Genomic DNA, 12,511 nt, shown 5'->3' on the forward strand with positions numbered 1-12,511 from the left:
TTTTCAATCATTTAATACAAGTTTTTTTAATCATTATATTTTATTAAATCTTCTTGTAATTGTAAAAGACCAAGTCTTCCTAAATGAGTTGCATCTTTAAAGAAATATTTTGTATAAGAATATTTACTATAATCTATCAAGTTAACATTATTCTTATCAGAAATTTCTCTAATTCTACTATAATAATATTCTATCTCTTCTTTAGGAACACCAGTATAATCAGCCCAATATCCTTGAAGCGGTACTAAAATCAAATTAACTTTTAAACCTAAATCTTTTGCAACATCCAAAAATAATTGTAAATCTCCATATTCTTCTTCACTTCTATACTTTATATTCTTTGCGGAATCTTTTAATTTTGCAAGTTTCATCTTGAAATTTTTATCAAAGTATTTATTAAACATAAAGAACTCATTAGATGAAGAGTCAGCATCACATTCTGAAATTGCTTCTTTTCTCAAAGCATCCCAATCAATTTTTTCAGGAGCTTTTTTTTCATTAACACTATAATCTACTTTATAATGTTTCATAAATTTACTATTTGCTATCAACTTATATTTTTTATACATAAGATTATTAACAAATTGATCAAATTTTGTATTTCTTTTTATTCCTTCTACTATTCTAGTTACTACACCATTACTTTTAGAAAGTTCAAGAATCCTATTATATATCTTTGTTTTTGTTTCTTGCGAAATCTTTTCACTTCTATATAAATTATATAAATGATCCACTGAAAATCTTGGTTGAAAAGCTTCGGGCCTCATTCCAATACCTTCAAACCATTGCATAGATAAGATTAAATTTACAGTTGTTATAGGACTATCTTCTCCTATTGATCCTAATGTTATCGCATGTATTATAGATTGATAAAAACCTTCCCCAATTTGCATAATATTCAAATCAGAATAGTCTAAAACTCTGAAAGGATGCTGTTTCCAATCATTAGTAACAATAAGTTCAGATGAACCAAAAAGTGTTATAGTTCCTTTTCCTATATTTTTAGTTAAGACATCATGTGATTTATATTTTTCTGTAATATCACTATATCTAATGGAATTGTTCTTAACTGAAAATAAATTAAATGTTTTTTTCTCTTTATTAATATAAAAATTTAAGAATGTAAAAGAAATAATTAAAGATAAAACTATTGATACCGCTAACGCTTTTAATCTTTTCATATTTACTCCTAAAAATTGCTATATATAAAATCTTTTACGACATTATAATCATACAATACACTAAATATAATTAGTGAGGTAATCATTATTGTATAGAAAAAAACTCTAAATATAAATTCTTTCGTTTCTTTTTTTACCATAATCTACCTCCTATTACTTGAAAAACATATACAAATTTTTCAGAAAAAATAAAAAATCCGAACATAACTAAATTAAATGTAATAAATATTGAAGAATATTCAAACCATTTTTTATTTTTATTATTCTTATAGAATTTTGTTTTTTGTAAATATTCAGTAATTGCTAAAATAATACCATGATATAAACCATATAAAAGATAACTAAAGTTTAATCCATGCCATACTCCCATAAGCGTCATATTTACAATATAAGCAACCATTGCTGTAGTTAATGAGTTTTTAAAAATTTTTTTCTTAAACATAGCAAAAACTAATCTACTAAAAACAAAATCTCTAAACCAATGAGACAAGCTCATATGCCATCTATTCCAAAAATCTTTCATATCTTTTGCTAAAAAAGGTTTATTAAAATTCATTGGTGTATCTATTCCAAATATCTTACTAACACCAACTGCCATTAAACTATATCCAGCAAAGTCAAAAAATAAGTAAAACCCATATAAATACATATATATTGTAAGATTTTCAAATGTATATGTCGCTTCTGAAATAATATTTATCTTATCAAAAATTAGTTGAGATAGAATCACTTTATACACTAATCCTTGTAAAATATATTCTATCCCTTTTCCTAAATTATCTAAATATTCATTCTTACTAATTGTTTTTTCTATATCTTTTATAAACCGTCTACTTCTATCAATAGGACCTGACGATAAAGTTGGAAAAAATATCATAAATGATAAATAATCTATAAAATTAACATCTTTTATCATATTATCTTTTATTTCTACAAGAATTTGCATTACTTTAAAAGTTATGTATGATATTCCTAAAAATCCAAATTTATAATCTATTTCTAAAATCGGTAATATACGAGAAATAAAAAGTGGTACTAAACTTAAAATTACAAATATAGTAACTCTATCACAATTTTTTTCTATTTTTAATCTCAAATACACTTTTATTAACATATACTCATATATTAAAAATATAACTAAATATATTAGTGAATTTATATTTTTTGAATAAACTAAAAAGCAGAAAACCAATGACGAAAAAAGAATATAATATTTATTTTTTTTCTCTTTAATGCCTAGGAATATTGCAGGAATACTCAAAATAATGAGTAATAGCCAAAAATTTAAACCACTAAAAAACTCCATTACTATTTCCTACTTTTTAAAAATTCAATAATTTTATTAGGAGTATTAACTACTTCCTTATCTAATTCCATGATTCCTAAAGTAATTCCAAATTGTTCTTCAACTTCAACAATAAATCTAACAAGTCCAAGGGAATCCATCAAACCTTCTTCAAATATATTAACATCAGGAGTTTCTCTTAAATCTTCTTCACAAATATCTTCTAAAATCTCAAATACTTTTTCTTCCATAACTTTCTCCTATTTATTTTCTAATATTCTCTTTAATTCTTTTCTATCTACCTTACCATTATTATTCATTGGTAATTTTTCTAAAAATTTAATTTTCTTTGGTATCATATAAACCGGAATATACTTTTTCAATTCATCTTTTAAAAATTTTGTATATTCTTTTTCATCTTTTATATCATTACTTACAACAAATGCTGTAATACTCTTAACTTTATTATCTGAATCATAATTAGGTAATGCACAACAAGAAATTACTCCATCAATATTTAAAAGATTGCTTTCAATATCTCCTAGTTCAATTCTATATCCATTTAATTTAACTTGAAAATCTTTTCTATTTGAAAAGAATAATTGTCCATTTTTATAAAAACCTAAGTCTCCTGTTTTATATGCTCTTTCATTATTTTCAGTAATAAAAAATGATTTTTCAGTTTGAATTGGATTCTTATAGTATCCACTACTTACTGTATTTCCTATTATAACAATTTCACCGATTTCTCCATCACCTAAAATTTTATCTTCATCTCTTATTTCAATTCTACTTCCTTTTTTTACATCACCTAATGGAAGAGTTTCATATTTTTCAATAACTTCATCAGATATTAATATATCAGTAACACAAACAGTTGATTCTGTTGGACCATAAGTATTAATTATTCTTGCATTAGGAAATCTATCATTTAATCTTTTAGCTGTTTTCTTAGTTAACACCTCTCCACAAAATAGAAAATATTCAATGTCTTTTACATTCTCAGAAGAAAATTCCGTCATAGACAAACACATATCTGCAAACGAAGGTGTCGATACCCAATTTGTAATTCCGGATTTTTTTAAATGTTCATATAATCTAGCAAAATCTTGTTGATCTTCTTTAGTAATAGCATATAATGTAGATTCTGAATATAATGATAAATAGAGATCCATTACAGATAAATCAAAAGAAAAAGGCGCTTGGTTTAAATATACTTTATTCTTTTTATTCTCCACTACATTATGCATCCAATCAATATAATTATTCAAATTATCGTAAGTTATTTGAACTCCTTTAGGTTTTCCTGTACTACCTGAAGTAAATATTATATAAACAATATCCTCCGGTTCGATTTCATACAGACCTTCATTAGTAATTTCATCATATTTTTTATCATTAATTATTTCTAATATATCTTTTTTAGTCAATGTGTTAAACTTTTCATCTACCACCAAATCTTCTGTAAATAGCGAAAATTTAGACTCTGTAATATTTAACACATCCTCAACTCTATTCCTTGTAAAAGTAATATCCATTGGACAATAAGGATGTCCTGATTTTGTACAAGCTAAAAAACTTACTAACATTAAATAATCCTTATGACCAAAAACAGGAATTGCCTCTTTATTTTTAGAACCAAAATTTTTTAAAATATATTTTGCTAATCTGTCTGAAAATAGCATAAGCTCCTTATATGTAATAGAGCTTTCATTACAAATATAAGCAATTTTTTCTGAATATTTGTAACTGTTTAAAGTTTCTAAATACTTCACAAAAAATCCTCCTAAAAATTGATATTTTTTTATATTTAAATTATCGTATTTTTATAATTATTTAAAACATATATTATTTTTATTAATCAATAATCCTAACATATTTTATAATATATACTTTAAATAAAACTAAAAGTGGAATACTTGTTTTTCAATTATAAGTCAGAACTTTACAATCTATATTATAGCAAAATAATTTATAAAATTAAATATATAAATTAAGAAATTTTTAATTTTAATAAATAAAATCTACATTTTATACAAACTTCTCTTAAATTTACAAAAAAATACTGATGTTGAAACATCAGTATTAAAAGTTATTTTTAAACAGCAGCTACTGCTTCAATTTCAATTAAAGCATCTTTTGGTAATTTTGCAACTTGAACTAAGGCTCTAGCTGGTTTATGATCACCAAAGAATTCTGCATAAACTCCATTTATCGCTTCAAAGTCATTCATGTCTTTTACAAAAACATTAACTTTAACAATACTTTCTAAACATCCACCACCTGCTTTAATGATTTCTAAAACATTAGTTAAACTTGCAAGTGTTGCAGCTTTTATTTCAGTTTGTAATTCTCCATTAGTAATTGGTAATTGTCCAGAAACAAAAATTAAGTTACCAACTTTTCCAGCTTGTGAGTAAGGTCCAATTGCCGCTGGAGCCTTATCAGTTTTTAAAAATTCTACGCTCATTTTACTACCTCCTAAATTTATGCCCACAATCTTTCAAGATTGTAATAGCTTCTATAATCTTCTGTCATAATATGAACTATAACTTCTCCACAGTCTAATAAAATCCAATTTCCATCTTTATATCCTTCTGTACTTAAACAGTCCATATTATTATTCTTTAATTGTAATACAACTTCATCACAAATAGCTTGATTATGATTAGTTACACTTCCAGTAGCAATAACAAAATATTCAGCAATTGAAGATTTTCCTCTTAAATCAATGCTTACAATATTTTCTGCTATTTTATCATCTAATGCTTTCAAGATAATATCTAGTTTTTCCATTAAATCACCTCATATTTACTAAATAATCCCTTGCTCTAATAGATAGCGGATGTATTCTTTCTGATTTTTTCTCTAAGTAATTAAAACTATCATTTAAAAATTTAATAATAGCCTTATCAATATTATAATCTGCAAGTTTTCTTAATTCCTCAACAGTATCATACTTTCTATTAGGCTCAATTTTATCTGATATAAATAAAATCTTTTCAATCATAGACATATTTTCTTTAGCTGTTGTATGATAACGAACACCTGAAAGTATTTCATCATCAACTACACTATAGATATTTTTACAAACAACAGAACCTATTGGACCATGTTGAATTTTTGGATTATTTTTTTCTTCAGTATCAAGTATTATATCAGAATTCACCTTATTATTCAACATATAATATTCTTCCAAATTTTTAGCACAATCATGAACAAGCCCAGATAAATATGCTTTATTCTCATTAGCATTATATATTTTTGCAAGTCTTCTACAATAATCAGCAACTCTTAGAGAATGTTCATATCTATTTTCTGAAAGCTTTTCTTTTAAATCTTTTTTTATTTTTTCAATATCATAATAATTAAGTTCATCGTAAATATATCTACTTACTTTTTCAGGAACAAGATACCTTATAGATTTTTTTTCATACATTCTATTTCTAATATCAGTAGATGATATTGAAATTACTGAGTTATTAATAATATTTACATCATATTTTTCTATAATATCTCTATTTTTCTCAAGAACATAATTATAATCATACTTCCTTAAAAAAACAATTATTGAAATAATTTCTAAAAATTTTTCATATTCTTTCCAAGACTTAATATTTAAAAATTCATCATCTCCCATTATAAAATAATATTTATCTTCAGCATCATAAAAATTATCTCTAATTGTATTATATGAATAATGAATTTTTGTTAAATCTTCCTCAACTAAAGAAATACCAAATTTATCATTATCTTCAATTGCCAATTTTAACATCGCAACCCTTATATTAAAAGGATATTTATCCTTGGCTTTGTGAGGAGGATTTGAGTTTGGTAGAAACAATATTTTATCAAGTCCCATTTCTATCAAACAATCCTGTGCAATTTGTAAATGTCCATTATGAACAGGCGAAAAACTTCCACCTAATATTCCTATTTTTTTCATTATTATGGTAACTCTATTCTATTTTCGTCTTTTCGTTTTCTTCTATAAATAACAAATTTATTTCCGATATGTTGAACAAATTCTGCTCTTGTTTTTTGTAAAACAAGTTCTACTAGCTCTTTATTATCATCTAAATTATTATTTAATATCTTAATTTTTATTAGTTCTCTTTTTTCTAAAGCTAAATCTAATTGTCTTATAGTCTCATCATTAACTCCATATTTACCTATATTCATAACAGGCTCCATAGAGTGAGCTAAAGACTTCAAATATGCTCTTTGCTTTGGATTTATCATATACTCTCCTTATTATTCAAAAAATTCGAATTCCATTTCTCCTATAACAATAGTTTGGCCTTCTTCTACACCTTTTTGTTTTAACTCTTCAATAACTCCTTTATCAGTTAATACCTTTTGGAAATATTTCAATGAATCATAATCCTCAAAATTAGTTATATAAACTAAGTATTCAATAAGAGGTCCTTCAACATAGAATGTACCATCTTCACTGTAGATTTCATAAGCTTCTTTTTCAAGTTCTTCTACATATTCATATTCTTCATCAAAAGTTTCATAATCTATTTCGATTTTTGATAATTCTTCAAAAATTTTGTATTTTAATTCTCTTACTCCCATTTGAGTAACAGCAGAAATTTCTAATACAGTTCTATCTTTAAAATATTCTTTTACTCTATTTAAATTGTCATCTGAAGTAAGTAAATCTATTTTATTAGCAACAATAATTTCTCTTTTATTTTTTATATTTTCATTATAAAGTTCTAACTCTTTATAAATCGTATTGTAATCTTCAATAGGATCTCTACCTTCAATGCCTGAAACATCTAACACATGAACTAATAGTCTTGTTCTTTCAACATGCTTTAAAAATTCAAAACCAAGTCCAATTCCTTCACTAGCACCTTCAATAAGCCCAGGAATATCTGCAATTACAAATGATTTATTCTCTTCAACTCTACAAACTCCTAAATTTGGTTCTAAAGTTGTAAAATGATAATTTGCAATCTTAGGCTTTGCATCACTTAAAACAGAAAGCAAAGAAGATTTACCAACATTTGGAAGTCCTACAAGTCCAACATCAGCAATTAACTTTAATTCTAATTTTATTGTTCTCTCTTCTCCCTTTGTTCCAGGTTGTGCAAAACGAGGTGCTTGTCTAGTACTTGTAGCAAATCTAGCATTTCCCTTTCCACCTCTACCACCTTTCGCAACAATAAATTTATCATCTTTAACTTTAAAATCATGAATTACTCTATTTGTTTCAAAATCTTTTATTAAAGTACCAACTGGAACCTTTACAATTAGGTCTTCACCTTTTCTTCCATATTGTTTTTTAGTTCTTCCATTTTCTCCATTTTGTGCGAAATAGTGTTTCTTATATCTAAAGTCCATAAGAGTTCTTACGCCCTCATCAGATATAAAAATTACGCTTCCACCATCTCCGCCGTCTCCACCGTATGGGCCACCATCTGGTTCATATTTTTCTCTTCTAAAAGAAACACAACCATCTCCACCTTTCCCGGCTCTTAACTCGATTTTTGCAATATCTATAAACATATTTACCTCTTTTTCTTTCATACATTATAAAAAAGATTGAGAACTCAATCTTTTTATATATTACAGCTCATAATTATTTTTTATAATTATTAAAAATATCATTATAAGCCTTAATTCTATTTTCTTTATCCGCAAAAACATCTGAACCTGAAACTATCAAATCCGCTCCAGCTTCAATAACATCTTTAACATTAGTAGTTTTAACACCACCATCAACTTCTACTATAACATTTAAGTTTCTTTCTTTTATCTTTTCTTTTAAGTTTTTAATTTTATCTAAAGCAGAAGGTATAAAGCTTTGACCACCAAAACCTGGATTTACACTCATGATTAAAACTAAGTCTAAATCCTCTAATACATAATCTAAAACATCAATATTAGTTGCAGGGTTTAAAGAAACTCCGGCCTTCATCCCTAAAGATTTTATATAAGAAATAGTTCTATGAAGATGTTTACAAGCTTCATAATGAACAGTTAAAATATCAGCTCCAGCATCTTTAAAACTTTGAACATATCTATCAGGATCTTCTATCATTAAATGCACATCAAAAACCATATTTGTTAAAGGTCTCAATTGTTTAATTATCATTGGACCAAATGAAATATTTGGAACAAACATCCCATCCATTACATCTAAATGTAAATACTTAACTCCGTTTTTATCCAAAACTTCAATATCTGATTTCAAATTTGTAAAATCAGCTGATAACAATGATGGTGATAATTCTAACATTTAATACCTCCTATTTTTTAGATACTCATTTAAGTAAAATATATAACTATCGTATCTACTCTTACTAATGTCTCCACTTTCTAATTTATCCTTTACATAACAATCAGGTTCATTAATATGTTTGCAATCTGAAAATTTACATTTTGTACCATATTCAAATTCAACGAAAGCATCTCTAATTTGAGCTTCATTGTCTATAAATTTTGTAAGATCTAGAGAAGTAAATCCAGCGGTATCAATAATAAATGAATTATCAAAAAATTCATATAAAGTTGCCGCTCTAGTAGTATGTCTACCTCTTTTTGTCTTGTTGCTTATTTCTCCAACCCAAATATTATATTCTGGATTAAGGAAATTTAAAATTGTACTTTTCCCAACTCCTGAAGGTCCTGTAATTACAGAAATTTTATCTCTACAAATTTCTTCAAACAAATTTCTGTTATCCAAACTAATACTATTAAAAATTACTTTATATCCTAATTTTTCATAAGTATTTTTAAAATCTTCTTCTATTTCTTTATCAATCAAATCGCATTTATTCAAACATAAAACTACTGGAACTTTCATTATTTCATAATACATTATATATCTGTCAATTATTTTATATGAAATTTCTGGTTCTTTTAAAGAAAAAACTATTATAGCCTGGTCAACATTTACAACCGGTGGTCTTAAAATTTCATTTTTTCTTTCAAAAACCTCTACTATATACGCAGTAGAATCTTCAAAAATTTCAATTTTTACATTATCTCCAACCATTGGAGAAAATTTATGTTTTCTAAAAACTCCCCTAGCCTTTGACATATATCTTCCAGTTTCGGTTTTTACATAATATAAATCTTTTGAAATATCATAAATAACGCCTATTTCAAACATATTAATTCTCACCTGATAAAATTAGTTCTCCATTTATATAAATATTGAATCTATCAGAAGACTTAGCTTTTATATTAATTGTTAACTTTCCTCCGCCAGTTACTATTGTTTTTTCATAAATCTTAGTTTCACCTGCGTCAGTATTCTTAGTGATTCGTAATTGGTAATTTTTATCTGGTTCACTTATAGTATATTTCTTAATAACAGCATCAGCTTCAGTATAATGATTTAAGTTTAGAACACTATCTGAATTAGACTTACCTGAACTAATAACAATATCTATCTTAGTTTCAGCGTCAACTTTTACTCCCTTACCATAAGATTGCCAAATAACTGTTCCAGCCTTTTGGTTGTCTGCTTTCTTTTCAGTCTTACCAACAGCAAGCCCACTATCATAAAGAATCTTAATAGCTTCAGCTTCTGTCTTACCCATTAAATCAGGAACTTCAACTTTTTTATCTTCTTTTCCTCTGCTGACTACAATATCAATCTTAGTTCCCTTTTCAACTTCTTCTCCAAAATTTACACTTTGACTGATTATTTTATTTTCATCAACTTTATCATCATATTTTCTTTCGACTTTTCCAAGAGATAAATTACTCTTTGATAAAATATCTTCTACTTTATCTAAATCAATATTTGATAAATTAGGAACTATAGTTTTATTCTTACCAACACTAACAGTCAACTCAACATTTGTTCCTTCTTTTACTTCGGAATTTGCAGCTGGTGATTGTTCAACGATTTTTCCTGCTTCAACAGAATCATCATTAACTGTCTTCACTATAAGACCATTTAATTTCTTTTCTTTTAGTAATTTTATTGCTTCATCTTTATCTAACCCAGTAACCGCAGGTACTTTAACATTGTCTGTAGCCTTATTTGAAACAGCTAATCTATAAATGAAAAATACAGAAGCAATAATTAGTAACGCTAGAATTACATAAGTTATACTATAATCAAAAATTCCTTTTTTCTTATTTAATTGTTCTCTATTTTTATTACTATTTCTAATAATTGGCTTATTAGAATCTTTTGCTTTACTTGTCTTATAAACTGATTCTCTATAAATAGCTCTATCAGAATTATCATTAAAAGTAACTTTTTGATTATTATCAATATGTTTATCATCTAATGCTTTAATCAAACTACTAGCACTATCAAATCTATTTTCTGGTGTTTTTTCCATACATTTAACAATAATAGAATTTAACCATGGCTCTAAATTTGGTACAAGCTTTATCGGTTCAACTAAAGGTTCATTAATATGTTGCATAGCTATTCCAACCGCATTATCTGTATCAAAAGGCACTCTACCAGTTACCATTTCATACATTACAACACCTAAAGAGTAAATATCAGATTTTTCATCAATAAATTTTCCCTTTGCTTGTTCTGGAGAAATATAATGCACAGTTCCAAGAACTGATGAAGTATAAGTTATAGTTGAACTAGTAGCAATTCTAGCTATACCAAAATCCGTAACCTTAACATTCAAATTTTCATCAATAATAATATTATGAGGTTTTATATCCCTGTGTATTATATGATGTTTATGTGCACAATCCAACGCATTAGCTATTTGTTTTGAAATAGAAACTACTGCAGTTGAATTTAATCTTCCCTTATCTTTAATTAATTCATTTAAAGTCTTACCATTAATATATTCCATAACAATATAGTTAAAGATTTTTCCGTCTTCTATATGTTGCCCAACATCATAGATTTTAACTATATTTTGATTGTTTAAATTAGCAACAGATTGAGCTTCAATAACAAATTTTTTAATGAATTCTTTATCATCAAGATATTGTTCTTTCAAAACTTTTACTGCAACTATTCTCTTTAAATAGATATCTTTAGCTTTATATACTATGGCCATTCCGCCAATTCCAACTTTTTCAATTATCTCATATCTGCCATTTAAAATTGATCCTAACATAAAGTCTCCTCATCATTCTTAAAAATTCCAACAGTAACATTATCCTTAGCTTCACCATTTGTAACAGTAGAAATAATATTATCAACCATTTCTTTGGCACTATACTTAAAGTCTAACATTCCTGAAATTTCTTCATCGCTTAATTCGTTTGTAAGTCCATCAGAACATACAAGCAGAATATCTTTAGGTTTAATTCTAATAGAATCGACATCAACTTCTACATATTTTTCAATCCCTATAGCTCTTAAGATTGAATTTTTATCGCCATAATTTTTAACTTCTTCTTCTGTTAATGCTCCGCTTGAATATAAATATTGAACTAAAGAATGATCTTTAGTTAACATTTTAAAATCATCATTTTTTATATATATTCTACTATCCCCTACATGTCCAAAATATAGAATATCTCCATCAATTAATAGTACTTCTAAAGTAGTTCCCATTAATCTCTTGGAAACTCCTTCATCCCCTGAATTTTTTTCTAAATTAATTTCATATATAATTTTATTAGCTTCACAAAAAGCATCAACTAACAAATGAGAATAATCCGAATACAGTTTATAATTATCCTTAATATACTTCATAACTATATTTACCGCATAATCAGATGCAATCTCTCCACTATCATGTCCTCCTATACCGTCAGCTAAAATTAATATATTTAATTTTTCAAATCTTTCATAAAGAAAATTATCCTCGTTATTCTTCCTAACATTTCCTTTATCTGAATTCATATAAAAAGACATACTACACCCCTTTAAAAAGCTTTACGAAAACCTATGTTTTCATAAAATATTATATTCTAAATACTTCAATAAGTCAAGTTTTGTTTTGAAAACATCGGTATTTTACACGTTTTTGACACTAAAAATAAAAAAATTTTTTTATTATTATATCAAATATTCCTTAAAATTAATTTAAAAAATATAACTAAAAAAGCAACTATTTAAAATAGTTGCTTTTTTTAAATCCAA

At 26.1% G+C, this 12,511-nt stretch carries 13 protein-coding genes; all 13 read right to left on the bottom strand.

Annotation, left to right across the window (positions count from 1 at the left end):
* Positions 1 to 26 precede the first annotated feature (26 nt).
* Positions 27 to 1,181 carry a D-alanyl-lipoteichoic acid biosynthesis protein DltD gene (gene dltD, locus ACLGL0_RS05370; protein WP_411013919.1) on the bottom strand — a complete coding sequence of 385 codons (1,155 nt, stop codon included), beginning with the start codon at positions 1,179 to 1,181 and terminating at the stop codon, positions 27 to 29.
* A gap of 133 nt (positions 1,182 to 1,314) precedes the next feature.
* Positions 1,315 to 2,487, bottom strand: coding sequence for a D-alanyl-lipoteichoic acid biosynthesis protein DltB (gene dltB, locus ACLGL0_RS05375; protein WP_411013920.1), 1,173 nt, complete (start codon positions 2,485 to 2,487; stop codon positions 1,315 to 1,317).
* Between the two features lie 2 nt (positions 2,488 to 2,489).
* Positions 2,490 to 2,717, bottom strand: a complete 228-nt coding sequence (gene dltC / locus ACLGL0_RS05380) for a D-alanine--poly(phosphoribitol) ligase subunit DltC (protein ID WP_411013921.1) — start codon at positions 2,715 to 2,717, stop codon at positions 2,490 to 2,492.
* Between the two features lie 9 nt (positions 2,718 to 2,726).
* Positions 2,727 to 4,241, bottom strand: coding sequence for a D-alanine--poly(phosphoribitol) ligase subunit DltA (dltA, locus tag ACLGL0_RS05385; RefSeq protein ID WP_411013922.1), 1,515 nt, complete (start codon positions 4,239 to 4,241; stop codon positions 2,727 to 2,729).
* 323 nt (positions 4,242 to 4,564) lie between these two features.
* Positions 4,565 to 4,936: a RidA family protein gene (locus tag ACLGL0_RS05390; RefSeq protein ID WP_233055351.1), complete on the bottom strand. Its 372-nt coding sequence runs from the start codon at positions 4,934 to 4,936 to the stop codon at positions 4,565 to 4,567.
* A 17-nt stretch (positions 4,937 to 4,953) separates the two neighbouring features.
* Positions 4,954 to 5,262 carry a ribosome silencing factor gene (rsfS, locus tag ACLGL0_RS05395; RefSeq protein ID WP_411013923.1) on the bottom strand — a complete coding sequence of 103 codons (309 nt, stop codon included), beginning with the start codon at positions 5,260 to 5,262 and terminating at the stop codon, positions 4,954 to 4,956.
* A 4-nt stretch (positions 5,263 to 5,266) separates the two neighbouring features.
* Positions 5,267 to 6,412, bottom strand: coding sequence for a nicotinate-nucleotide adenylyltransferase (nadD, locus tag ACLGL0_RS05400; protein WP_411013924.1), 1,146 nt, complete (start codon positions 6,410 to 6,412; stop codon positions 5,267 to 5,269).
* Between the two features lie 2 nt (positions 6,413 to 6,414).
* Positions 6,415 to 6,708, bottom strand: coding sequence for a ribosome assembly RNA-binding protein YhbY (yhbY, locus tag ACLGL0_RS05405; protein ID WP_313962059.1), 294 nt, complete (start codon positions 6,706 to 6,708; stop codon positions 6,415 to 6,417).
* Between the two features lie 12 nt (positions 6,709 to 6,720).
* Complete coding sequence (gene obgE / locus ACLGL0_RS05410; protein ID WP_313962058.1) at positions 6,721 to 7,986, bottom strand: GTPase ObgE; 1,266 nt, start codon at positions 7,984 to 7,986, stop codon at positions 6,721 to 6,723.
* A 73-nt stretch (positions 7,987 to 8,059) separates the two neighbouring features.
* Positions 8,060 to 8,719, bottom strand: coding sequence for a ribulose-phosphate 3-epimerase (gene rpe, locus ACLGL0_RS05415; RefSeq protein WP_411013925.1), 660 nt, complete (start codon positions 8,717 to 8,719; stop codon positions 8,060 to 8,062).
* Positions 8,720 to 9,595 (bottom strand): ribosome small subunit-dependent GTPase A, encoded by an 876-nt coding sequence (gene rsgA / locus ACLGL0_RS05420; RefSeq protein ID WP_411013926.1) that lies wholly within the window; start codon positions 9,593 to 9,595, stop codon positions 8,720 to 8,722.
* A 1-nt stretch (position 9,596) separates the two neighbouring features.
* Positions 9,597 to 11,537 (bottom strand): Stk1 family PASTA domain-containing Ser/Thr kinase, encoded by a 1,941-nt coding sequence (gene pknB, locus ACLGL0_RS05425; RefSeq protein ID WP_411013927.1) that lies wholly within the window; start codon positions 11,535 to 11,537, stop codon positions 9,597 to 9,599.
* Positions 11,531 to 12,283, bottom strand: coding sequence for a PP2C family protein-serine/threonine phosphatase (locus tag ACLGL0_RS05430; RefSeq protein WP_411013928.1), 753 nt, complete (start codon positions 12,281 to 12,283; stop codon positions 11,531 to 11,533). Before ACLGL0_RS05430 ends, pknB begins: the two co-directional genes overlap by 7 nt.
* Positions 12,284 to 12,511: the final 228 nt, after the last annotated feature.

Origin of the sequence: Parvimonas pharyngis (genome assembly GCF_046569675.1) — a bacterium.
Taxonomy (GTDB): Bacteria; Bacillota; Clostridia; order Tissierellales; family Peptoniphilaceae; genus Parvimonas.